The organism is Micromonospora psammae (assembly GCF_036902725.1).
In the GTDB taxonomy this organism is placed as follows: Bacteria; Actinomycetota; Actinomycetes; order Mycobacteriales; family Micromonosporaceae; genus Micromonospora.
The window spans coordinates 17,697-40,341 of sequence record NZ_JBAKHM010000016.1; the positions used below are offsets into that span (position 1 = coordinate 17,697).

Annotated in this window: 25 protein-coding genes; 13 read left to right on the forward strand and 12 right to left on the reverse strand. The window is 73.8% G+C overall.

Annotated elements, in window-relative coordinates; genetic code table 11:
• Positions 1-98: 98 nt before the first annotated feature.
• Positions 99-509, forward strand: coding sequence for a DUF5319 domain-containing protein (locus V6U79_RS19100; RefSeq protein WP_334529560.1), 411 nt, complete (start codon positions 99-101; stop codon positions 507-509).
• A 26-nt stretch (positions 510-535) separates the two neighbouring features.
• Here V6U79_RS19100 and V6U79_RS19105 read toward each other — a convergent pair whose 3' ends face one another.
• Positions 536-1,360, reverse strand: coding sequence for a helix-turn-helix transcriptional regulator (locus V6U79_RS19105; protein WP_334615356.1), 825 nt, complete (start codon positions 1,358-1,360; stop codon positions 536-538).
• Positions 1,361-1,614: 254 nt separating this feature from the next.
• On the opposite strand from V6U79_RS19105, the gene V6U79_RS19110 reads away from it, so the two are divergent.
• Positions 1,615-1,998: a WhiB family transcriptional regulator gene (locus V6U79_RS19110; RefSeq protein WP_334529555.1), complete on the forward strand. Its 384-nt coding sequence runs from the start codon at positions 1,615-1,617 to the stop codon at positions 1,996-1,998.
• Positions 1,999-2,090: 92 nt separating this feature from the next.
• Here V6U79_RS19110 and V6U79_RS19115 read toward each other — a convergent pair whose 3' ends face one another.
• A complete protein-coding gene (locus tag V6U79_RS19115; RefSeq protein WP_334529552.1) occupies positions 2,091-2,744 on the reverse strand; it encodes a DUF998 domain-containing protein in 654 nt (217 codons plus the stop codon).
• A gap of 132 nt (positions 2,745-2,876) precedes the next feature.
• Here V6U79_RS19115 and V6U79_RS19120 point away from each other — a divergent pair, with 132 nt between their 5' ends.
• Positions 2,877-4,169, forward strand: a complete 1,293-nt coding sequence (locus tag V6U79_RS19120; RefSeq protein WP_334615357.1) for a sensor histidine kinase — start codon at positions 2,877-2,879, stop codon at positions 4,167-4,169.
• On the forward strand, positions 4,157-4,822 hold the full coding sequence (locus V6U79_RS19125) for a response regulator transcription factor (RefSeq protein WP_334615358.1): 666 nt from the start codon (positions 4,157-4,159) through the stop codon (positions 4,820-4,822). Before V6U79_RS19120 ends, V6U79_RS19125 begins: the two co-directional genes overlap by 13 nt.
• 7 nt (positions 4,823-4,829) lie before the next feature.
• Here the strand turns inward: V6U79_RS19125 and V6U79_RS19130 are convergent, their stop codons facing one another.
• The 3 genes from V6U79_RS19130 to groES all read right to left on the reverse strand — a co-directional run bounded on the left by V6U79_RS19130 (position 4,830) and on the right by groES (position 8,675).
• Positions 4,830-6,506, reverse strand: a complete 1,677-nt coding sequence (locus V6U79_RS19130; RefSeq protein WP_334615359.1) for a molybdopterin-dependent oxidoreductase — start codon at positions 6,504-6,506, stop codon at positions 4,830-4,832.
• A 143-nt stretch (positions 6,507-6,649) separates the two neighbouring features.
• Positions 6,650-8,296 (reverse strand): chaperonin GroEL, encoded by a 1,647-nt coding sequence (groL, locus tag V6U79_RS19135; RefSeq protein ID WP_334529539.1) that lies wholly within the window; start codon positions 8,294-8,296, stop codon positions 6,650-6,652.
• A gap of 70 nt (positions 8,297-8,366) precedes the next feature.
• Positions 8,367-8,675: a co-chaperone GroES gene (gene groES, locus V6U79_RS19140; protein ID WP_012015047.1), complete on the reverse strand. Its 309-nt coding sequence runs from the start codon at positions 8,673-8,675 to the stop codon at positions 8,367-8,369.
• A 362-nt stretch (positions 8,676-9,037) separates the two neighbouring features.
• Between groES and V6U79_RS19145 the strand changes: the two genes are divergently transcribed.
• The 8 genes from V6U79_RS19145 to V6U79_RS19180 all read left to right on the forward strand — a co-directional run bounded on the left by V6U79_RS19145 (position 9,038) and on the right by V6U79_RS19180 (position 16,793).
• On the forward strand, positions 9,038-10,258 hold the full coding sequence (locus tag V6U79_RS19145) for a THUMP-like domain-containing protein (protein ID WP_334529536.1): 1,221 nt from the start codon (positions 9,038-9,040) through the stop codon (positions 10,256-10,258).
• A 37-nt stretch (positions 10,259-10,295) separates the two neighbouring features.
• Positions 10,296-10,778 carry a Cys-tRNA(Pro) deacylase gene (gene ybaK, locus V6U79_RS19150; protein ID WP_334529533.1) on the forward strand — a complete coding sequence of 161 codons (483 nt, stop codon included), beginning with the start codon at positions 10,296-10,298 and terminating at the stop codon, positions 10,776-10,778.
• Positions 10,779-11,036: 258 nt separating this feature from the next.
• Complete coding sequence (locus V6U79_RS19155) at positions 11,037-12,137, forward strand: sugar ABC transporter substrate-binding protein (RefSeq protein ID WP_334529530.1); 1,101 nt, start codon at positions 11,037-11,039, stop codon at positions 12,135-12,137.
• Between the two features lie 119 nt (positions 12,138-12,256).
• Positions 12,257-13,078 carry an ATP-binding cassette domain-containing protein gene (locus V6U79_RS19160; RefSeq protein ID WP_334529528.1) on the forward strand — a complete coding sequence of 274 codons (822 nt, stop codon included), beginning with the start codon at positions 12,257-12,259 and terminating at the stop codon, positions 13,076-13,078.
• A complete protein-coding gene (locus V6U79_RS19165) occupies positions 13,075-14,334 on the forward strand; it encodes a sugar ABC transporter permease (protein ID WP_334529525.1) in 1,260 nt (419 codons plus the stop codon). Before V6U79_RS19160 ends, V6U79_RS19165 begins: the two co-directional genes overlap by 4 nt.
• Positions 14,335-14,378: 44 nt before the next feature.
• Positions 14,379-15,560: an ROK family protein gene (locus V6U79_RS19170; protein ID WP_334529522.1), complete on the forward strand. Its 1,182-nt coding sequence runs from the start codon at positions 14,379-14,381 to the stop codon at positions 15,558-15,560.
• 44 nt (positions 15,561-15,604) lie between these two features.
• Positions 15,605-15,898: a DUF1707 SHOCT-like domain-containing protein gene (locus tag V6U79_RS19175; RefSeq protein ID WP_334529519.1), complete on the forward strand. Its 294-nt coding sequence runs from the start codon at positions 15,605-15,607 to the stop codon at positions 15,896-15,898.
• Positions 15,899-16,055: 157 nt separating this feature from the next.
• A complete protein-coding gene (locus V6U79_RS19180) occupies positions 16,056-16,793 on the forward strand; it encodes a DUF4142 domain-containing protein (protein ID WP_334529516.1) in 738 nt (245 codons plus the stop codon).
• A gap of 51 nt (positions 16,794-16,844) precedes the next feature.
• On the opposite strand, the gene V6U79_RS19185 is transcribed toward V6U79_RS19180, so the two are convergent.
• Genes V6U79_RS19185 through tsaB form a run of 4 tightly spaced genes read right to left on the reverse strand, consistent with a single transcriptional unit; the run spans position 16,845 to position 19,302 of the window.
• The gene (locus tag V6U79_RS19185) at positions 16,845-17,099 is read right to left on the reverse strand and encodes a hypothetical protein (RefSeq protein WP_334529602.1); all 255 of its coding nucleotides are present in this window, start codon (positions 17,097-17,099) and stop codon (positions 16,845-16,847) included.
• A 23-nt stretch (positions 17,100-17,122) separates the two neighbouring features.
• The gene (gene tsaD, locus V6U79_RS19190; RefSeq protein ID WP_334529514.1) at positions 17,123-18,169 is read right to left on the reverse strand and encodes a tRNA (adenosine(37)-N6)-threonylcarbamoyltransferase complex transferase subunit TsaD; all 1,047 of its coding nucleotides are present in this window, start codon (positions 18,167-18,169) and stop codon (positions 17,123-17,125) included.
• A gap of 6 nt (positions 18,170-18,175) precedes the next feature.
• Positions 18,176-18,628, reverse strand: coding sequence for a ribosomal protein S18-alanine N-acetyltransferase (rimI, locus tag V6U79_RS19195; RefSeq protein ID WP_334529512.1), 453 nt, complete (start codon positions 18,626-18,628; stop codon positions 18,176-18,178).
• Entirely contained in the window at positions 18,625-19,302 is a 678-nt protein-coding gene (gene tsaB, locus V6U79_RS19200) for a tRNA (adenosine(37)-N6)-threonylcarbamoyltransferase complex dimerization subunit type 1 TsaB (protein ID WP_334529510.1), read from the reverse strand. The genes rimI and tsaB overlap by 4 nt, the downstream gene beginning before the upstream one ends.
• A 205-nt stretch (positions 19,303-19,507) precedes the next feature.
• Here tsaB and V6U79_RS19205 point away from each other — a divergent pair, with 205 nt between their 5' ends.
• A complete protein-coding gene (locus V6U79_RS19205; RefSeq protein WP_334615360.1) occupies positions 19,508-20,218 on the forward strand; it encodes a helix-turn-helix domain-containing protein in 711 nt (236 codons plus the stop codon).
• A gap of 96 nt (positions 20,219-20,314) precedes the next feature.
• Here the strand turns inward: V6U79_RS19205 and ung are convergent, their stop codons facing one another.
• Genes ung through V6U79_RS19220 form a run of 3 tightly spaced genes read right to left on the reverse strand, consistent with a single transcriptional unit; the run spans position 20,315 to position 22,641 of the window.
• A complete protein-coding gene (gene ung, locus V6U79_RS19210; protein WP_334529507.1) occupies positions 20,315-21,016 on the reverse strand; it encodes a uracil-DNA glycosylase in 702 nt (233 codons plus the stop codon).
• Between the two features lie 54 nt (positions 21,017-21,070).
• Positions 21,071-21,553 (reverse strand): tRNA (adenosine(37)-N6)-threonylcarbamoyltransferase complex ATPase subunit type 1 TsaE, encoded by a 483-nt coding sequence (tsaE, locus tag V6U79_RS19215; protein WP_334615361.1) that lies wholly within the window; start codon positions 21,551-21,553, stop codon positions 21,071-21,073.
• Positions 21,550-22,641: an alpha/beta fold hydrolase gene (locus V6U79_RS19220; protein ID WP_334615362.1), complete on the reverse strand. Its 1,092-nt coding sequence runs from the start codon at positions 22,639-22,641 to the stop codon at positions 21,550-21,552. The genes tsaE and V6U79_RS19220 overlap by 4 nt, the downstream gene beginning before the upstream one ends.
• Positions 22,642-22,645 lie beyond the last annotated feature (4 nt).

Sequence of the window (22,645 nt, forward strand, 5' to 3'; positions counted from 1 at the left end):
TGAGCTGGGCGGGCTCCGGCGGCGGCGGCGCGGGTAGGCGGTGCCACAGCGACGCCCGGGGGCACGCGCCCCGGCGGGGTTGGGTCTACGGTGAGGGGGTGCAAGACGAGCCCATCGACCCGTTCAACGGCGACCCGGCCGATCCGGCCGCGGACCTGCACGACCCGGGCGAGGACGCCGCGCTCGACCCGCTGACCGAGGTCGAGCGCCAGGACGTGCTGGAAGATCTGGCCGACCTGGAGATCTACCAGGCCCTGCTGGCCCCGATCGGGGTGCGTGGGCTGGTCATCGAGTGCGAGGACTGCCGCGAGCCGCACTACTTCGACTGGGACCTGCTCCGGGGCAACCTGCGGCACCTGCTCAGCTCGGGCCGCCCCCGGGTGCACGAGCCGGCCTACGACCCCGACCCGGACCACTACGTCACCTGGGACTACGCCCGGGGATACGCCGACGGGGTGCACGACACGCTGACCGAGACCGCCGAGGACGACAGCTCCGCCGACGGCTGAGGCTGGTCGGGCCCGGCGGCGGACGGTCAGGCCACCAGGCCGGCCCGGAAGCCGGCTGCCACCGCGTGCGCCCGGTCCCGGGCGCCGAGCTTGCGGAACAGCCGGCGGGCGTGCGTCTTGACCGTGTCCTCGGAGACGAACAGCTCCCGCCCGATCTCCGCGTTGCTCTTCCCCTCGGCCATGCCGAGCAGCACCTGGAGCTCCCGCTCGGTCAGCCCGACCGGGGTCCGCCCGCCGCGCGCCCCGGGCGCGCCGCGCCGACCCGACGGCGGCGGGGTCTCGGGCTCGGCGGCCTCCGGCTCCGCCTCGTCGTCACCGCGCTGCACCGGCACCACCGACGGCGGTCCGCCGGGCGTCTCGGCGGGGCCGGCGGACCAAGCGGTCGCCGCGCCGGCCGGGGGACGGCCGGCGACCGGCCGGGGTGGCGCGCCGACCGCGGCGGTGTCCCGCACCGGGTCGGTCACCCGGTGCCGGGCTGCCCTGCCGGGCGCGGAGAGCAGCAGCAGGGCCTTGGCCACCGCGCTGGTGAGATCGTGGTCGGCGCCCTGAATCAGCCCTCGGGCCCCGGCGCTGATGCTCGCCGCCGCCGCCTCGGACTCCTCGGTGCCGAGCAGCAGCACGGCGGCCTGCGGCGCGCGCGCCAGCACCCGGCGGACGAAGCCGGCGCTGTCGGGCCGGGTGAGGGCCGTGTCGGCGAGCACCACGTCGACGGGACGCTCGGCGAGCCGCAGCATCACCTCGGGATCGGAGACGGCTGTCCGCACGACCGCCGCCAACCCGAGACGGGCCGCCGCGGAAGTCAACTGCTGCGCGGCGAGCGGTGTCCGAACGCATACGAGAACGGTACGCACTGTGGTCTCCTCTCCGGTCACGAGCAGACCACGACGGGCTCGGCCCGGGAGGGGGTTCCGGGCAATCCTCCGAACTTTTCCGACATCTGGGGCATATGCCGCGAGTTGTCCGAGGTTTTCGATCACAGACGTGTGAGTCGGGGAAAGCCCGGGTACCGAGGCGTTCAAGCCGGAACGGTGCGCCTGCGCGGACCGCCGCACGGACACCGGTTCACAGAGGATCTCCGCGGTTCCGCGCGGGAGGAGGGGTGCTGATGTCGAACGTACGCAGATTGCCCGGACCCATCGTCGACCTGTGGGACTGGCAGCGTCTCGGCGCCTGCCGGGGCCGGGACAGCGCCCAGTTCTTCCACCCCGACGGCGAGCGCGGGTCGTCCCGGCTGCGCCGCGAGATGGGCGCCAAGTCCGTCTGCCGCGCCTGCCCGGTCCGGGCCGAGTGCGCGGCGCACGCCCTCGCCGTCCGCGAGCCGTACGGCGTCTGGGGCGGCTTCAGCGAGTCGGAGCGGCTGCGCCTGCTCGCCCTCGGCTGGGAGGACCTGGCCGACCGCCGGCAGACCCGGGTCGACATCGCCCGGCTGGAGGCCCGGCTGGGCCGCCCGCACAAGTCCGCCGTGCCGGACCAGCGCAAGATCGCCTGACCGACCGACCTCCGCCGACGCCGCGTCCCCCTCGGGGCGCGGCGTCGCCGCGCGCGGCCGGCCTCACCGGGTACGGCACCCGGCCGGCCTTGTCACCCGCCCCGCGCGGCTGGACCCGCCCCGCCCGGCTGGAGCAGCAGCGCCAGAGCGGCCTGCCAGACGAGCAGCGGGAAGACCGCCACCCGCTCCATGCCGCCCACCCCGAAGCCGAGGTCGACCCGGGTCAGGAAGAGCAGCGTCCCGACCACCCCGGCCAGCCCCAGCACGAGACTCAGGCGGCGCGCCGAGCCCAGCACGGTCGCCCGCCGGGCCAGGACCGCCACGAGGATGCCGAGATTGCCCGGAATGAAGATCAGCACTGCGCCGAGGACGTGGGCGTTCTCGTCGACGTCGGCGGGATGGACGCCGACCAGGACGTAGCCGGCGGCGGCGGCCAGGGTCGCGCACTGCGCGGCGCGGACCACCGGGCCGCGCCCGAGGGCCGACCAGGTGAGCAACACCCCCAGGGCGAGCAGCACGCCGGCGGCGACCGCCCCGCCGTTGAACAGCGGGTGCCACGGTGAGCAGACCTCACGCGGCCGGCCGGTGTCCCACCGACCGCACGTCACGTTGCCGAGGTCGCTGATGTTGTGCACGGCCCAGCTGTACGGCGGCCGGTGCCAGGCCCGGGCGGCGGCCAGGTTCGCGGCGAGAAAGAGCGGTCCGGCGAGCAGCTGACACCGGGCGCCCCAGCGGTCGAGGGACATGGGTCCACCGAACCGCACGCCGCAGGAAGGCGCACGGGGGCTGGCGGGCCCACTCCGGGTGGGGCTGGGTATACCCGCGAGGTGGGTTCCGCCGGCTGGGGTGGGCGGCTGGCGCCCACTAGCGTCGGCGACATGACGCCGGCTTCGCTCCCCTACCTGGCCGCGGCGCTACGCCGACCCGGCTACCTGCTCTCCTGGTGGCCGTGGCGGGCGCTGGCCTACCTCGTCACCACCGTGCCGATCGCCTCGGCGCTGGCCGTCGGGCTGCTCCTCGTCGCCGCGCCCCTGGCGGCGACCGTCAACGGAGTCCGCCAGCAGAGCAACCCGTTGTCCCTCTCCCTCGTGCTGTTCTTCGCCGCCGGCGCGGTGGCCGTGCTGGCCGTGGCCCCGGTCGTGAGCTTCCCCCTGGCGGCGATCGAACGCTGGCGGCTCGGCGTGGTGGACGGCCGCCCGCTGCCCCGGCCCCGGTGGGAAGGGCTCGCCGCCCGCTACACCAGCGCCGCCGGCTGGCGGGAGACGGCGTACGCGTTCTTCCTGGGGGCGGTGGTGCCCGTGGCGTACTGGGCCGTGCTGCTGATCGTGGTGATGGACCTGGCGCTGGTCACCGGCCCGTGGCTGGCCGGCGACGCCGATCGGGTCGTGCTCGCCTGGACCGTCGTCGACACCCCGGGCGAGGCGGTTCCGTACGCGGTCGCGGGCGTCCTGCTCCTCCCGGTGCTCTGGTACGGGCTCGGGGCGCTCGCCGCTGGCCAGGCTGCGGTGGGGCGGTGGCTGCTCGGCCGGCCGGCGGACGCGGCGGCCCTCCGCGAGGTCACCCGGTCCCGCGCCCGCCTCGTGAGTGCGTACGAGGCGGAGCGCCGGCGCATCGAGCGGGACATGCACGACGCGGCACAGCCCCGGCTGACCAGCATCACGCTGCACCTCGGACTTGCCCGGCTCGACGTGCCCGAGGACTCTCCCGCCGCCCGCCCGCTGGCGGTCGCACACGGCCAGGCCCGGGACCTGATGACCCTGCTCCGACAGATCGTGCACGGCATCCGCCCACAGAGTCTCACCGACCTCGGCCTGGCCGGCGCGGTGCGGGAGGTGGCCGACGAGTGCACCGTCCCGGTCACCGTCCGCGCCGACATCGCCGGGCCCCTGCCGGACACCGCCGAGACCACCGCGTACTACGTCGTCTCCGAGTGCCTGAGCAACGTGGCCCGGCACGCCGCCGCGACCCGGGCCGAGGTCCGCCTCACCCGCTCCGGCGACCAGCTCGTGGTCGAGGTCTACGACGACGGCCGAGGCGGCGCCGATCCGGCCGGCGGCACCGGCCTGACCGGTCTGGCCGACCGGGTCGCCGCCGCAGCCGGGCGCCTGCTGCTGGCCAGCCCGCCCGGCGGGCCGACGCTGGTGCGGGTGGAACTGCCGTGCCGGCCGTGACCCGGGTGGTGCTCGCCGAGGACGAGGTCCTCCTGCGGGAGGGCATGGCCGTCCTGTTGGCCCGGTTCGGCTTCGACGTGGTCGCCGCCGTCGGCTCCGCACCGGACCTCCTCGCCGCTGCCCGGGAGCTGCGGCCGGACCTGGTGGTGACGGACATCCGGATGCCCCCGCAGCGCCGCGACGACGGTCTGCGCGCCGCCGTCGCCCTGCGCACCGAACGGCCCGACCTCGCGGTGGTGGTGCTCAGCCAGTACGTGCAGGCCGAGTACGCCGCCGCGCTGCTCGACAGCGGGGAGGGCCGGGGAATCGGCTACCTGCTCAAGGACCGGGTGGCCGAGGTCGCCGACTTCGTCGCCCACCTGGGTACCGTCCGGGACGGCGGCACGGTCATCGACCCCGACGTGGTCCGCCGGCTGCTGCACCGCCCGCGCGATCCGCTGGCCGCACTCTCCGCCCGCGAGCGCGAGGTGCTCATGCTGATCGCCCAGGGTCGCTCCAACGCGGCGATCGCCGCGGCGCTGCACGTCACCGAGGCGGCCGTCGGCAAACACATGGGCAGTATCCTGACCAAGCTCGGGCTGCTGCCGAGCGACGACACCAATCGCCGGGTCCTGGCCGTGCTCACGTACCTGCGCGTCGGTCGTCCCGGCTGACCCCGGATCAGCGGACCGTGACCGTCACCGTGTGCCAACCGGTGGCGCCGTCCGGGGCCACCGCCGAACGCCGGCCGGTCTGCGTCTCGCCGGTGGCGTCGGTGGCACGCACCTGGAGCGTGTGCTCGCCCGGCGTGGCGTCCCACCGCCACGACCACTGCACCCAGGTGTCCACCGACACCGCCGAGGCCAGCTCCGCCTCCCGCCACGGCCCCTCGTCGACCCGGACCTCGACCCGGCGGATGCCGCGCTGCTGTGCCCAGGCCACGCCGGCCACGGTGATCGGGCCGGCGGTCAACCGGTTGCGCGGGCGGGGGGTGTCGATCCGGGACTGCGTCTTGATCGGCCCCTGCGCCGACCAGCCCCGGGGCACCCAGTACGCGTCGAAGTCGGCGAAGCTGGTCAGCTCCAGCTCGGTCACCCACTTGCAGGCGGACACGTAGCCGTAGAGGCCCGGCACGACCATCCGGACCGGGAAGCCGTGCTCGACCGGCAGCGGCTCGCCGTTCATGCCGACCGCCAGCAGCGCGTCCCGCCCGTCGCGCAGCACCGCGGTCGGGGTGCCGCAGGTCCAGCCGTCGACCGACCGGCCGACCACCTGGTCCGCGCCCTCCTCCGGCTCCGCCTCGTCCAGCAGCTCCTTGATGGGTACGCCCAGCCAGCGCGCGTTGCCGATCAGGTCCCCACCCACCTCGTTGGAGACGCAGGCCAGGGTGACGTACCGCTCCACCATCGGCCGGGCCAGCAGATCGGCGAAGCTCAGCTCGATCGGGTTGCGTACCCGCCCGTGGATGCGCAGCCGCCACGTCTCCGGGTCCACCTGCGGCACCACCAGGGCCGTGTCGATCCGGTAGAAGCCGCTGGTCGGCGTCGTGTACGGGGCGAGCTGCGCCAGCGGCAGGTCCGCGCCCGCCGGCACGGCCGGCGCCACCGAGGACGGCGTGGGCAGCGCCACCGCCTGCCGGGCCGCCGACACGCCGCGCCGCCCGGCGAGCCAGTGCCCGCCCAGCCCGGCCACGGCGGCGGCCCCGGCGAGCGCCCCCACGCCCCGCAGGAAGCGTCGCCGCGACTCCGGGTCGGGGGTCGTCGGCTCACCGCCCCGGGCCGGCTGGTCCTCGGGCGGAGGGGCAGCGGCGCCGACCGGCTGGGTGACGGGCGCGACAGCGGCGGCGAGCGCGGGCGGGTCGGTGGGCGGCGGGGTGTCGACTGTGGTGGCCGGTGGCGTGGGTGGGGTCCACGGCCACGGGTCGAGCTGCAACGGGCCGGCGAGGAAGGCCCGGAGCACCGCCGCGCCCAGGCCCGCCCCGACCAGCGAGGGCAGCGCGTCGGCGACGTCCGCGCCGGCCCGGGTCAGTGCGGCGGCCACCCCGAGGGCGGCGAAGGCGGCGATGCCGGCCAGCCCGATCCAGAGCCGGCGTACGGCGAGCACGCCCAGGAGCGCGGCGAACGCGGCGAGCAGCAGGGCCGTCCCGACCAGCAGGGCGACCTTGTCGTACGCCCCGAAGACGGCGATGGCGAACTGCTTGAGCGGCTCGGGAACGAGGTCGACGACCAGCCCGCCCACCGCGATCAGCGGCGCGGACCGGGGACCGGTGAGGACCGCCACCGGCTCCGCCGCGCCGATCGCGACGGCGGCGGCGGTGATCCCGGCCAGCGCGGCGAGGCCGCGGGGGGTGCTGCTCATCGGACCAGTGTTGTCGATCAAACGGGCGGACCGCCAACACCGTCAGCGTTCCGTAATCCGCCGGGACGGCTCCGACGGCCCGGAGACGGGTCAGGGCGCGCCGTCGCGGAGACGGCGCGCCCTGACCTTGCCTGCGGCGTGGGTCAGAAACCCGGGCCGTGCTGGTGGCCGTGACCGTGGCCGTGGCCGTGACCACCGGCGGCGGCCGGCTCGGCCTTCTCCGGCTTCTCCACCACGAGGCTCTCCGTGGTCAGCAGCAGGCCGGCGATCGAGGCGGCGTTGGTGACCGCGTTGCGGGTCACCTTCACCGGGTCGATGATGCCGGACTTCACCAGGTCGACGTACTGGCCGGTGGCGGCGTCGAGGCCGTTGCCCCACTGGAGGCCGGCGACCTTCTGCACCACCACGTAGCCGTCGTGGCCGGCGTTCTGGGCGATCCAACGCAGCGGCTCGACCAGCGCCTTGCGCACGATCGACACGCCCGTCTTGTCGTCACCGGTGAAGCCGAGGTGGTCGTCGAGCACCGGGAGGATCTGGACCAGGGCGGCGCCGCCGCCGGGGACCGTACCCTCCTCGACCGCGGCCTTGGTCGCGGCGATGGCGTCCTCGATGCGGTGCTTGCGCTCCTTCATCTCGACCTCGGTCGCCGCGCCCACCTTGATGACCGCGATGCCGCCGGAGAGCTTGGCCAGCCGCTCGGCCAGCTTCTCCCGGTCCCACTCGGAGTCCGAGGCCTCAATCTCCTTGCGGATCTGCGCGACCCGGTCGGCGACCTCGGAGGCCTGGCCGCCACCGTCGACGACGGTGGTGTTCTCCTTGTCGACCACGACGCGGCGGGCGGTGCCGAGCACCTCCAGGCCGACCTGGTCGAGCTTGTAGCCCAGCTCCGGGGCGACCAGCTCGGCGCCGGTCAGGATCGCCATGTCCTGGAGCATCGCCTTGCGACGGTCGCCGAAGCCGGGGGCCTTCACCGCGCAGACCTTGAGGGTCTTGCGGATCGAGTTGACCACCAGCGTGGACAGCGCCTGGCCGTCGACGTCCTCGGCGATGATCAGCAGCGGCTTGCTGTTCTGGAGGACCTTCTCCAGCAGCGGCAGCAGCTCCTCGATCGCCGAGATCTTCTGCGTGGTGATGAGGACGTACGCGTCCTCCAGGACCGACTCCTGCGACTCCACGTCGGTGACGAAGTTCGGCGAGATGAAGCCCTTGTCGAACTGGAGACCCTCGGTCACCTCCAGCTCGGTGGTGAGCGCGGAGCCTTCCTCGACGGTGATGACACCGTCGCGGCCGACCCGCTCCATCGCCTCGGCGATCAGCTCGCCGATGGTGGCGTCCTGCGCGGAGATCGTCGCCACGTGCGCGATCGACTCCTTGTCGGCCACCTCGACGGCCCGGTCGAGCAGCGCCTCGGAGACCTTGGCGGCCGCCGCGTCGATGCCGCGCTTGAGACCGGACGGGCTGGCCCCGGCGGTCACGTTGCGCAGGCCCTCGCGGACCATCGCCTGGGCCAGCACGGTCGCGGTGGTGGTCCCGTCGCCGGCGACGTCGTTGGTCTTGGTCGCCACCTCCTTGACCAGCTGCGCGCCGAGGTTCTCGTAGGGGTTGGTGAGCTCGATCTCCTTGGCGATGGTCACACCATCGTTGGTGATCGTGGGCGCACCGAATTTCTTGTCCAGGACGACGTTGCGCCCGCGCGGGCCGAGGGTGACCTTGACCGTGTCCGCGAGGGCGTTGACACCGTGCTCCAGCAGGTGTCGGGCGTCGTCCGAGAAGCTCAGGATCTTCGCCATGAATGTCCCTTCGAAGCGCCGCTGCCCCGGCCCGGCGAGCCGGACCGGGGCAGCGACACTGATCGGTTGCTTACTTCTCGATGACCGCGAGGACGTCGCGGGCGGAGAGCACCAGGTACTCCTCGCCGGCGTACTTGACCTCGGTGCCGCCGTACTTCGAGTAGAGGACGGTGTCGCCGACCTTGACGTCGATCGGCACGCGGTTGCCCTTGTCGTCGATCCGGCCCGGGCCGACAGCGAGGACGGTGCCCTCCTGCGGCTTCTCCTTGGCGGTGTCGGGAATCACGATGCCCGACGCCGTGGTGGTCTCAGCCTCGTTCGCCTGGACCACGATGCGGTCCTCGAGCGGCTTGATCGCAACCTTGGTCGCGGTAGTCACGGGCATACCCTCCTGGGGTACTGGTTTCGTTGCCGGCCAGCGAGGCCGGCCGGCGTCAATCTGCCACATGCCACCTGGCGGGGCCGTCGTCGCGGGTGCCGGTCCGCCTGGCGTGCGCGCCCGCGCCTCACGGCCCGGGAGCTGGCACCCTCAGGGCGAGAGTGCTAATCGCAGGTTATTCCTCGGCTAGCACTCCGTCAAGGAGAGTGCCAGCGCGTCGCGCCCGCACGGCCGTTGCCGATCCCCGTTCGCGGCATGTCGCGGGGTACCCGCGGCGGGAGACCGCGACCTGCCGCGAACCGCGTCGGGCGCCGCCGGAGGGGCCGGGGCGGTGACGCGGGGCGGGACGGGAGAATGGGCGGGTGGATCTCGACCAGTTCGGCGCGCTGCGTACCCCGGCGGGGTCGGCCGCGCTCGCGGCGGCGGCCGAGGTGGCCGGCGGCGACCCGCTGACCGCGGCGGCCGCGCTCCGCTCCGCCGGACTGCCGGCCGGACTGGCCGCCGCCGCGCTCACCCAGGCCGAGCTGCGCCGCCGCGCGGTCGGCAAGTTCGGCCCGGCGGCGGCCGGCATGTTCTTCACCCGGGCCGGGCTGGAGCAGGCCACCCGGCGGGTGGTCGCGGACCGGCGCGCCGCCCGGTTGCGCGCCGCCGGGGTGCGCAGCCTCGCCGACCTGGGTTGCGGCCTCGGCGCGGACGCGCTCGCCGCCGCCCGCGCCGGCATCCGGGTGTACGGGGTGGAGGCCGACCCGGTGACCGCCGCGATGGCCGCCGCGAACGCCGAGGCCGCGGGGCTGGCCGAGCTCTTCACCGTGGAGTGCGGCGACGCGACGGCCTTCGACGTGACCCGGGTGGACGGTGTCTTCTGCGACCCGGCGCGGCGCCGGGCCGGCACCGGGCGGCGGATCTTCGACCCGAAGTCCTACTCCCCGCCCTGGGACTTCGTCACCGGCCTCGCCGAGCGGGTGCCGCACACCGTGGTGAAGGTCGCTCCCGGCCTGGACCACGCGCTCATCCCGGCCGGCGCCGAGGCGGAATGGGTGAGCGTGGACGGTGACCTGGTCGAGGCGGCCCTCTGGTGCGGCCGCCTCGCCGAGACCCCCCGCCGCGCCACCCTGCTGAGGGAGGGCCCCCCGGTCGACGCCGCCGGCACCCGGGAGGCCTCCGCTCATCAACTGGCCGGCTCCGGCGACGCCGAGGCGCCGGTCGGGCCGGTCCGGCGCTACCTGCTGGATCCCGACTCCGCGGTGGTCCGGGCCCACCTGGTCGCGGAGCTCGCCGCCGACCTCGGCGGCACCCTCGCCGACCCGAGCATCGCCTACGTCTACACCGACGCTCCGGCCGCGACGCCGTTCGGCCGCTGCCTGGAGGTGACCGACGTGCTCCCCTTCTCGCTCAAGCGGCTGCGGGCCCTGCTGCGCGAGCGGGGGGTGGGCCGGGTGGAGATCCTCAAGCGGGGGTCGGCGCTGGAGCCGGAGAAGCTGCGCCGCGACCTGAGGCTGGCCGGCGGCGCCGGGGCGAGCCTGGTGCTGACCCGGGTCGCCGGGGCGCCGACGGTGCTGCTCTGCCGTCCGGTGGCGAGCTGAGTCGCCCGCCGGGACGGTCCGGGTTAGCGTGGCCGTCATGGCGGGACGGGGCACTCCGGCGACGGCGCTGCTGACCAAGCGGAAGATCACGCACCGGACCCATCCGTACGACGTGTCCCCGGAGGCGCCGAACTACGGCGCGCTGGTCGCGGCGGCGCTCGGGGTGCCGCCGGAGCGCGTCTTCAAGTCGCTGGTCACCGAGGTCGACGGCGGGTTGACCGTGGCGGTCGTGCCGGTCACCGGCGAGCTGGACCTGAAGGCGTTGGCGGCGGCGGTCGGCGGCAAGCGGGCCACCATGGCCGACCGCGCGGTCGCCGAGCGGGCCACCGGCTACGTCCGGGGCGGGATCAGCCCGCTGGGCCAGCGCCGACGACTGCCGACGGTGCTCGACTCCTCCGCGCTGGCGTACGACACCGTCTACGTCTCGGCCGGTCGGCGCGGGCTCCAGGTCGAGCTCTCCCCGGCCGATCTGGTCAACCTCACCGGGGCGGTCACGGCGAGGCTGGCCGCCGGCTCCTGACCCGGGCCCGCCCGCTCGGTCGGCCGCGGAACGGGCGCGTCGCGGGTGTCGGTCGGCGCTCGGCGCAGGCGCTTCCGGTCGGGTCCGAGAGAGCGCTTCCTGGGTGGGTGTCCGGCGCGTGACAACCGCGTTGCTGAATTGTTACTGCCGCCAACAAACTTCTGACCTCGGCAGGCTTGCGCGCTGAACGTGAACGGGAATACGTTGCCGGGCACAACAAAAGCAACTACTCCCCCACCCCCGAAAGGACCCGTGCAGATGCGCAAGGGCTTCCTCACCTTCGCCGCCGTGGGCCTGCTGGCCACCGGCAGCATGGCCGCCTGCGGTGACGACTCCGGCACCGACCAGGCCGGCGGCTCCACCGAAAAGAAGCCGAAGATCGGCGTGATCCTGCCGGACAGCAAGTCCTCCGCCCGCTGGGAGGGCGCGGACCGCAAGTTCCTGGAGGAGGCCTTCAAGGCCGCCAGCGTCGACTACGACATCCAGAACGCGCAGGGCGACAAGAACGCCTTCCAGACCATCGCCGACCAGATGATCACCAACGGCGTCACCGCCCTGATGATCGTCAATCTGGACTCCGGCACCGGCAAGGCCGTGCTCGACAAGGCCAAGTCGCAGGGCGTCGCCACCATCGACTACGACCGGCTCACGCTGGGCGGCTCGGCGCAGTACTACGTCAGCTTCGACAACGAGGCCGTCGGCAAGCTCCAGGGCGAGGGTCTGGCCAAGTGCCTGACCGACAAGGGCGTCAAGAACCCGGCGATCAGCTACCTCAACGGCTCGCCGACCGACAACAACGCCACCCTGTTCAAGAACGGCTACGACTCGGTCCTCAAGCCGAAGATCGACGCCAAGGAGTACACCAAGGTCGCCGACGACTCGGTGCCGGACTGGGACAACACCCAGGCCGCCACGATCTTCGAGCAGCAGCTGACCAAGGCCGGCGGCAAGATCGACGGTGTCCTGGCCGCCAACGACGGCCTCGGCAACGCGGCCATCTCGGTGCTCAAGAAGAACAAGCTCAACGGCAAGGTCCCGGTGACCGGGCAGGACGCCACCCCGCAGGGCCTGCAGAACATCCTCGCCGGTGACCAGTGCATGACCGTCTACAAGGCGATCAAGGAGGAGGCGAAGGCCGCCTCCGACCTGGCCATCGCGGTCGCCAAGGGTGAGAAGAAGGAGACCGGTCAGACGGTCAAGGACCCGGAGGGTGGCCGCGACGTCGCCGCCGTGCTGCTCACCCCGAAGGCCATCTACAAGGAGAACGTCAAGGACGTCGTGGCCGACGGCTTCGTGACCAAGGACGAGCTCTGCACCGGGACGTACGCCAAGCTCTGCGCCGACGCCGGCATCAGCTGACCCGTACCGTTCCCACCCCGCTCCAGAGGCGACGCCGCCCGGCACGGTGACAACCGTGCCGGGCGGCGTCCCGCCACCGGACGGGTCCGAGATCTCCCCTCCGCGCAAAGGAGACCCCCGTGTCCGCGACCCCCCTGCTGGAACTACGCGGGATCGACAAGAGCTTCGGTCCCGTCCAGGTACTCCGCGACGTCGCCTTCGCCGCCCACCCCGGCGAGGTGACCGCGCTCGTCGGTGACAACGGCGCCGGCAAGTCGACCCTGGTCAAGTGCATCAGCGGCATCTACCCGACCGACGGCGGCGAGTTCCTTTTCGAGGGCAAGCCGGTGAGCATCAACAGCCCCCGGGACGCCGCCGCGCTCGGCATCGAGGTCGTCTACCAGGACCTCGCGCTCTGCGACAACCTCGACATCGTGCAGAACATGTTCCTCGGCCGGGAGAAGCGCAGCGGGCTCGTGCTCGACGAGCCGACCATGGAGCAGATGGCCGCCGAGACCCTCGCCGGGCTCAGCGTCCGCACCGTGAAGTCGCTGCGGCAGCACGTCTCCAGCCTCTCCGGCGGCCAGCGCCAGACCGTGGCGATCGCCAAGGCGGTGCTCTGGAACAGCAAGCTGGTCATCCTCGACGAACCGACCGCCGCCCTCGGCGTCGCGCAGACCGCCCAGGTGCTGGAGCTGGTCCGCCGGCTCGCCGACAAGGGCCTGGCCGTGGTGCTCATCTCGCACAACATGAACGACGTCTTCGCCGTCTCCGACCGGATCGCCGCGCTCTACCTCGGCCAGATGGTCGCCCAGGTGAAGACCACCGACATCACCCACTCGCAGGTGGTCGAGCTGATCACCGCCGGCCGCTCCGGCGCCCTCGGCCTCGCCGAGGCGGGTACCGGCAGCGCCGGTCACGCCGCGGGGTCCACCGACACCACCTCGGGAGCCGTCCGATGACCACCACCGCCGTCAAGAAGGAAGGCCCGGCCGCCGTCGCGCCCGCGGCCACGGTCGGCAGCCACGTCCGCAACTACGTGAGCCGGGTACGCGGCGGCGACATCGGCGCGCTCCCCGCGGTGCTCGGTCTGGCCGTGCTCTGCACGGTCTTCGCGATCATGCGGCCGTCGTTCCTCTCCGCCGGCAACTTCGCCAACCTGTTCACCCAGGGCGCGGCGGTCACCCTGATCGCGATGGGCCTGGTCTTCGTCCTGCTGCTCGGCGAGATCGACCTCTCCGCCGGCTTCGCCAGCGGGGTCTGCGCGGCCATCCTGGCCAACGTCGCCACCGTGCTCGGCTACCCCTGGTACGTGGCGGTGCTCGCCGCGATCGTCACCGGCGTGGTCATCGGCACGACGCTCGGTGTGCTGGTCGCGAAGGTCGGCATCCCGTCCTTCGTGGTCACCCTCGCCGGCTTCCTCGCCTTCCAGGGCATCGTGCTGATGCTGATGGACGACGGCGCGAACATCTCGATCCGGGACGACACCCTGGTCGCGATCGCCAACCGCAACCTCTCGCCGGTCCTCGGCTGGCTGCTGGTGGCCGTCGCGGTCGGCGGGTACGCCGCCGTGCAGCTGCTCCGGCACCGCAAGCGGGCCACCCGGGGCCTGCTCACCGACCCGATCGCGGTGGTCCTCGCCCGGATCGGCACCCTCGCGCTGATCCTCGGCGCCGCCGTCTACATCCTCAACCTCGAGCGCAGCCGCAACGTCCTGGTCACCTCGCTCAAGGGCGTGCCCATCGTGGTGCCCATCATCGCGCTCCTGCTGATCCTCTGGACCTTCGTGCTCCAGCGCACCAGCTACGGCCGGCACGTCTACGCGGTCGGCGGCAACAAGGAGGCGGCCCGCCGCGCCGGCATCAACGTCGACCGGATCCGCATCTCGGTCTTCGTGATCTGCTCCTCGATGGCCGCCATCGGCGGCATCGTCGCGGCCAGCCGGGCCAACTCGGTCGACCCGAACACCGGTGGCAGCAACGTGCTGCTCTACGCCGTGGGCGCGGCGGTGATCGGTGGCACCAGCCTCTTCGGTGGCAAGGGCCGCGTCCTCGACGCCGTGCTCGGTGGCGCGGTGGTCGCCGTCATCGACAACGGTATGGGCCTGATGGGGTACAGCTCGGGAGTCAAGTACGTGGTCACCGGTGTGGTGCTGCTCCTCGCGGCCAGCGTCGACGCGCTGTCCCGCCGCCGCTCCGCGGCCACCGGCACGCGTTGACCGACGGCACACGCCGACCAGCGGGGACGCGGGGTACCGGAACGATGCGGACAGGACCGAGCCAGGAGGAGATCCGGCGGCAGAACCTGGGGGCGCTGCTCCGTCACGTGCACGTGCACGGCGCCACCACCCGCGCGGAACTCACCACCACGCTCGGGCTCAACCGCAGCACCATCGGCGCGCTGACCGCCGACCTGGCCGGCGCCGGGCTGGTCAGCGAGGGGACACCGAAGGAGACCGGCCGGGCCGGACGACCGTCACTGGTCGTCCGGCCCGAGTCGGCCCGGGTCTACGCGTACGCGTACTCGATCGAGGTGGACCGGCTGCGGGCCGCGCGGATCGGTCTCGGCGGTGAGGTGCTCGACCGCCGGGACCTGGACCGGCCGCGCGGCCTGGACGCCGGGGAGACCACGCCGCTGCTGGCCACGGCGCTGAAGGAGATGCGCCAGGCGGTACCGGCCGGGTCGATCTGCGTCGGCGCCGGGGTGGCCGTCTGCGGCATGGTCCGCCGCGACGACGGCCTGGTCCGGCTCGGCCCGACCACCGGCTGGGTCGACCAGCCGATCGGCGCGGCGCTCGCCGACGAGCTCCGCATCGACGTACCGGTGACGGTGGGCAACGTGGCGGACGTGGCCGCCTTCGCCGAGCACGCCCGGGGCGTCGCCGCCGGCTGCGACAACGTGATCTACCTGTACGGGGACGTCGGCGTCGGAGCCGGCATCATCGCCGGCGGGCGCCGGCTGACCGGCCACGGCGGCTACAGCGGCGAGGTCGGGCACATGGTGGTGGTCCGCGACGGCGAGCCCTGCGAGTGCGGCTCGCGCGGCTGCTGGGAGACCGAGATCGGCGAGCACGCGCTGCTGCGGGCCGCCGGCCGCTCCCACGCCCGCGGCCGGGAGGCGCTGCTGGCCGTCTTCGACGCCGCCGACCGCGGCGACGCCCGGGCCCAGACCGCGGTACGCCAGGCCGGCGACTGGCTCGGCTTCGGCGTCGCCAACCTGGTCAACATCTTCAACCCGGAGATGGTCATCTTCGGCGGCACGATGCGCGACCTCTACCTGGCCGCCGCGGCGCAGGTCCGGAGCCGGCTCAACTCGGTCGGGCTGCCCGCCTGCCTGGAGCACGTCCGGCTGCGCACCCCCAAGCTCGGTGAGGACGCGGCGCTGATCGGCGCGGCCGAGCTGGCCTTCGAACGGCTCCTCGCCGACCCGCTCGACGTCGGCTGACCGGCCGGTCCCGCCGCCGCCGCCCGCTGCGTACGCTGTCGCACGTGGACGTCCAGTTGCGCGCCTCCGACGACGACCGGCACCAGATGGTCGCCGAGCTGCAACGGCACACCGCCGCGGGGCGGCTGAGCCTGGACGAGTTCTCCGAGCGGGTGGCCGGGGTCTGGACCGCGCGCACCCTCGGCGACCTGGCCGCGCTCACCCGGGACCTGCCCGCACCGGACCGAATGGACGGGGCGGACGTCGACGGCTCCGGACGCCGGGAGCTGCTGCTGCTCTTCGCCGTCGCCGCGGCCACCCTGCTGCTGCTCGGCCTCTTCATGGCGCTGACCCGCTGATCGGCTGAGCCGCGTCGCGCGCTGAGTTCTCGGTCAGTGGCTGGCCCGGATCGGTGAACTCTTTCGGCGGGTGATCCGTACCAGTGGACGGACGGGCAGCCGGCGGATCCGCTGCCCGGCGTCACGCGTACCGCCCGAGGCGAGGAGGCACCGCAGCATGGCACCGCTGGAATCCGCACGTCGTCGGCAGGGGCACCGGATCCACCGGATGGCGGTGCTTCTCATCGCGCTGGTGGCGGGGTTCACCGTCCTGCCCGGCGCCGCCGTCGCCGCCCCGGGAAATCAGATGAACGCCGCCGACATGACGCTGCTCAACGGGGTCCGGCTGGCCGGCCTGTGGGAGATGCCCGCCGGGCAGATGGCCGCCGAGCGGGGCCAGTCCGCCCGGGTGCGGGAGATCGGCGCGGAGATCGCCCGGCAGCACGGCGTGCTGGACCAGCTGGTGGTCGACGCCGCCAACAAGCTGGGCGCCACCCTGCCCAGCGACCCCACCAGCGAGCAGAAGGGGTGGCTCTCCGAGATGCAGGAGGCCACCGGCGCCCAGTTCGACCAGATCTTCGTCACCCGGCTGCGGGTGGCGCACGGCAAGATCTACCCGGTGATCGGGGCGGTCCGGGCCAGCACCCGGGACGCGACGGTCCGCAAGCTGGCCGACGAGGCCAACAAGTTCGTCAACGACCACATGTCGATGCTGGAGAGCACCGGGCTGGTCCGCTGGCAGCAGCTGCCGCCGGCCGCCATCCCGGCCGCCCAGAGCGACTCGCTGATCGCCGCCGCCAAGGCCGGCGCCCCGGCCCCCTCGGTCGCGATCAGCACCACCGTGGTCTGGGCGGTCTTCCTCCTCGCGCTCGGCACCGGCGGCATCGCCACCTGGCGCATCATGCGCCGCAGCTGACCACGACACACCACGACGGGCCGGGAGCGGAGGGCTCCCGGCCCGTCGTGGTCAACGGTCGACCTGGGTGAAGTCCCAGGAGTGCGGGGGGCGGGCGACCAGCATGGCCGGCGGCTCGGGCAGCGGCCGGGGACTGCTGCGCCACTTGGAGACGACCACCACCCGGTGGTCGGTGGAGGAGAAGACCTCGCTGGACAGGTGCAACGGGTCGTGCTCGAACTCGGGCAGCGCCGTGTCACAGACCCAGGTGATCAGTTCGGCGAAGCCGTAGGGCTCGGCGCGCGCCTCCCACATCCGCACGATCACGTCGCTGGTCCCTTCCGCCGCCGTCACACGCTGACCGTGGTCAGCGGCATCGCCGAGTCGGCCGGCAGGTCCAGCCGGCTCGGTGCCACCCCGGCCGCGACCAGGTGCGCGCCGAGCGCGGCGACCATCGCGCCGTTGTCGGTGCAGAGCTTCGGCCGGGGCACCCGGACCCGGATGCCGTACTTCTCGGCGCGCTGCTCGGCCATCGCCCGCAACCGCGAGTTGGCCGCCACTCCCCCGCCGATGACCAGCGTCTCGATGCCGTTCGCGCGGCAGGCGGCGAGCGCCTTGGCGGTGAGCACGTCGCAGACCGCCTCCTGGAAGGACGCGGCGACGTCGGCCACCGGCACCGGCTCGCCGGCCCGCTGCCGGGCCTCCACCCACCGCGCCACCGCGGTCTTCAGGCCGGAGAACGAGAAGTCGTAGCGGTGCGCGGCGAGGTCCTTGGCGGCGGTGAGCCCGCGCGGGAAGGCGATCGACGCCGGGTCGCCGGCCCGGGCCTCCCGGTCGATGTACGGTCCGCCGGGGAAGGGCAGCCCGAGCAGCCGGGCCACCTTGTCGAACGCCTCGCCCGCGGCGTCGTCGATGGTGGCGCCGAGCGGGGTGACGCCGCGGGCCAGGTCGTCGACGAGCAGCAGCGAGGAGTGCCCGCCGGAGACCAGCATCGCGATCGCCGGTTCGGGCAGCGGGCCGTGTTCGAGGGTGTCCACGGCGACGTGCGCCGCGAGGTGGTTCACCCCGTACACCGGCTTCTCGGCGGCGAGCGCGTAGCCCTTCGCGGCGGCGACCCCGACCAGCAGGGCGCCGGCCAGGCCGGGACCGGAGGTGACCGCGATGGCGTCGATGTCGGCGATCGTCACCCCGGCCTCGCGCAGCGCCCGCTGCATGGTCGGCACGATGGCCTCCAGGTGGGCGCGGCTGGCCACCTCGGGCACCACGCCGCCGAACCGGGCGTGCTGCTCGACGCTGGAGGCGAGCGCGTCGGCCAGCAGGGTGTGCCCGCGGACGATGCCGACGCCGGTCTCGTCGCAGGAGGTCTCGATGCCGAGGATCAGGGGTTCGTCAGCCATGGCTCCTCAGTCCTCGTCGCGCCGCATGACCAGCGCGTCGGTGTTGCTCGGTTGGTAGTAGCCGCGGCGGACGCCGATCGGCTCGAAGCCGTACGCCGCGTAGAGCTTCTGGGCGGGGACGTTGTCCGCCGCGACCTCCAGCAGGACGCTGCGGGCACCGCGCCGGGCCGCCTCGGCGAGCAGCTCCTCGAGCAGGGCACGACCGACGCCGCGCCGCTGGGCGTCCTGGCGGACGGCGATGTTCTGCACCCACGCCTCGTCGGGCTGGACGGCCAGCCCGGCGTAGCCGAGCAGCGTCCCGTCGTCGTCGAGGGCCACCCGGTAGTGGTGTCCGTTGGCCAGTTCGTTCCAGAACATCGCCGGGGACCACTGCTCGGCGCCGAAGAGGTCCGCCTCGATCGGCAGCACCTCGTCGATGTGCCACCAGCGGAACCGCGCCAGCCCTGCCCCGGCGCTCACGGCAGGACCGGCTTGCGGGCCGTGGCGGCCACGGCGTCCGGCCGGCGCAGGTAGAGCGGGGTGAGCGCCTCGGAGGGGGCGCCGGACCGGATCCGCTCGGCGGCCAGCACCGCCAGCGCGGTGGCGTCCGGGTAGCGCGGCTCGACCCGCACCGGCAGGCCGAGCACGTCGGCGTACTTCTGGGCGCCGTCACCGACCGCCGAGGTGACCCGCAGGTCGCGGGCGCGCTCGGCGGCGACCGCGGGGCTGTCGACGTTCGGCCCGGCGATCCGCTCCCCGGCGCCGTCGTAGACGGCCCAGTAGACCTCCTTGCGGCGGGCGTCGCTGGCCACCAGGACCGGCTCGCCGGCCGCCACCGGATGGCCCAGGCCGTCGAGGGAGCAGACGCCGTACGTGGGGACGCCGAGCACCTGGCCCATCGTCGCGGCGGTGACCAGGCCCACCCGCAGCCCGGTGAACGGGCCGGGGCCGAGCCCGGCGACGATGGCGGCGAGGTCACGCGGCCGCGCGTCGACGTCGGCGAGCACCGCGTCCACCTGCGGGGCGAGCAGTTCGCCGTGGGCGCGGGCGTCGACCGTGCACCGGAGCGCCCGTGCCGCGACCCCGTCCGCCGAGACCTCCACCAGCGCGGCGGTCACCGCCGGGGTCGAGGAGTCCACCACCAGTACGAGCACGGTATGCCAGCCTAGCCGCCCCTCCCGGTCACCTCCGGTCACACCCCGTCCACGCCCGGCGGAGCCGGGTTGGCGGGGCGCGAGGGCCGGGGATCACGCCGCGTTACACCGCTGGGAGGCATGACCTCCGCGACAGTAATACCTCTGAGTCATCAATATGCCTCTCAGGTATCGCGCTCACACGGAAATGGCCCACCATCCGGGGATGCCCTCCTCGCGCCTGGTCACCGTCCTCGGCACCGTCGTCCGGCGCGAACGCGAGGCGCGCCAGCTGACCCAGCGGGAGCTGGCCCGGCTCGCCGGGGTGAGCCAGGCGATGGTGGCCCGGGTGGAGAGCGGTGACCGCAGCCCGAGCGTCGAGCTGCTGGAACAGCTGCTCGACGCCATGGGCGCCCAGCTCACCGTCGCCGTCGAGCCGCTGGACGCGGACCTCGACGCGCGGATCGGGGCGCTCGCCGGGCAGCCGCTGGCCGACCGGATCGACCAGGCCGGCATCGACGCGGTCGTGGCTCGTCTCGGCGACCTCCCCCACGTCCTGGCCGGCGGCTCGGCCGCGCTCCTGCAGGGCGCACCGGTGCCGGTGACCGAGGTGGAGATCGCCATCCGGTGGGCGGACTCGGCACGGTTCACCCAGTGGCTGACCGACGGCTACGCCCAGCGCTGGAACGCGCAGTGGCGCGAGTTCGGCTACCTGAGGCTGGAGCCGGAGGAACCGGGCGAGCACCTCTGGCGGACCGTGGCCGGTGACGTCCGGGCCCGGATGTGCGACGAGTTGCCGGAGGCGATCGAGGTGCGGCACGGGGAGCGGAGCTACCGGGTGGTGCCGCTGGTCGCGGTGGAGATCACCGACCCGCGCGCCGCCGACCTGCTGCGCCGCCACCGGCAACGGCAGGCCGGCGGCGAGCGGTCGAGCTGAGCCGCTGGCCAGCCAGCTCAGCCAGGTCAGCCAGGTCAGCCAGGTCAGCCGGGCAGCCTCGGCGCCCACCGACGGCCGCCGCGACGGCCAGCCGGGTCAGCCCGCTGACCGCTCCCAGTCGATCGTGGGCAGGCCGGCGTCGGCGAGGGCCTTGTTGGCGGCGCTGAACGGGCGGCTGCCGAGGAAGCCGCGCGGGTTCATCGGGCTGGGGTGGCCGGCCTCCAGCACGACGTGCCGGGGGTTGGTGACCAGGGCCGCCTTCTTGCGGGCGTACCCACCCCAGAGCAGGAAGACGACCCGCTCCTCCATCGCGTCCAGGGCGCGGATGGTGGCGTCGGTGAACTCCTCCCACCCCTTGTTGCCGTGCGAGCCGGGGGTGGCCTGGCGGACGGTGAGCACCGCGTTGAGCAGCAGCACGCCCTGGGCCGCCCAGCCGTTGAGGTTGCCGCTGCGCGGCTTCGGCACGCCCAGGTCCTCGCCCAGCTCCTTGAAGACGTTGCGCAACGACGGCGGCACCGTCACCCCCTCGCGCACGCTGAAGCTCAGCCCGTGCGCCTGCCCGGCCCGGTGGTAGGGGTCCTGACCGAGGATCAGCACCCGGGTCTCCCGCGGCCCGCAGAGCCGGTAGGCGGCGAAGAGATCCTCGACCGGCGGGAAGACGGTCTGGGTGGCGTACTCGTGGGCGACGAACTCGGCCAGCGCCGCGGTGCGGGCCGGATCGAGGTGCGGGGCGAGCACGGCACGCCAGGCCTCCGGCAGCAGCGCCAGCAGGTCGAGGGTGGGGGCGGCGTCGGACATCGGCAACCTTTCGCAGTCGGTCCCGGGCACTCTAGGCAGCCGGTACGACAGCGTTCAGCCCAGCCCCGCCAGGCGGTGCGCCCAGTCGCCCCCGACCGGCTCCAGCTCGACGGTCCGGCTGTCGTCGTCCCGCCGGTCGATGCGGACCCGCAGGTGGGCGTCGACGAGCTGCTCGACCAGCCCCTCACCCCACTCGACCACGGTCACCGAGTCGTCCACCGACGCGTCCAGGTCGAGGTCGTCGATCTCGGCGCGCGGGTCGGCCGCGTCCCCCAGCCGGTACGCGTCGGCGTGCACCAGCCCCACCGTGCCGCCCCGGGCCGGATCGGGCCGGTGCACCCGGGCGATCACGAAGGTCGGCGAGGTGATCTCGCCGCGCACCCCGAGCCCGGCGCCGATGCCCTGGGTGAGCGCGGTCTTGCCGGCGCCCAGCGGACCGGTGAGCAGCAGCAGGTCACCGGCGCGCAGCACCCCGGCCAGCCGGCGGCCGAACGCGTGCGTCTCCTCGACCGTGGGCAGTGTGACGGTGACGTTCACAACGACTCCAGGAAGTGCTCCACCGCCGCGTTGACCTCGTCGGCGTGCTCCAGCATCACCACGTGCCCACTGTCGTGGATCTTCACGTACTCGGCGTGCGGCAGCCGGCGGACGATCTCCTCCGAATGGGTCACCGGCGTGATCATGTCCTTGTCCCCCACGACCACCAGCACCGGCGTGCCGCTCAGCGCGGCCAGCGCCGGGAAGCGGGAGTGGGTGGCGAGGGTACGCAGGTAACGGGTGACCGTGTCGGCGGAGGTCCGCGAGTTCATCTGCTCCACGTACGACACCAGGGCCGGGCTCGGCTTGGGGGTGCCGAAGCCGTACTTGCGGGTGAGCAGCCAGGCGACGTTCGTGGTGGACTTGCGGGCCTTGTCGATCACCGTGCCGCCGTACCGGGTGGCGTTGCTGACCATGTACAGCACCGGCGCGCCGACCCGACCCAGCAGTGCCGGGGCGACCAGCCTGGTCTCGGCCAGCAGGCCACCCGAGGTGGCCATCAGCACCGTGCCGACCACGCGGTCGCCGAACATCTCCGGGTACAGCTCGGCGAAGGCCATGATGGTCATCCCGCCCATCGAGTGCCCGACCAGCACCAGCGGCCCCTCCGGGGCGGCCCGGTCGATCACCCGGCGCAGGGTCCGGCCCAGCGCCGCGAGGTCGTACTCGCCGGTCTCCAGGCGGCCCGACCGGCCGTGACCGGGCTGGTCGTACGCGACGACGCGGTGCTCGCCCCGCTCGGCGAGCAGCTTGCGCTGGAAGTGGAACGTCCCCATGTCCAGGCAGAAGCCGTGCACCAGCACCACGGTCGGGTTGCCCCGGACCGGGCGGGTCGGCTCCACCACCTCGACGTGGATGTCGGTGCCGTCCGGCATCTCCAACCGGTACGACTCGTCGTACCGCTGCGCGCCGAAGACCTCGTGCGCGTACCGGTCGGTGGGGTCGGCCTTGAGCCGGCGCACCAGGGTGCGCTCGGTGGCGACGCCGGCGGCGAGCCCGGCGGCGGCGACGCCGACCGCGGCGCCGACCACCCCGGCGATCCGGCCGGCGGCGGTCCGCGGCCGGGGGATCCGGAAGCGCTGCGTCACGGCG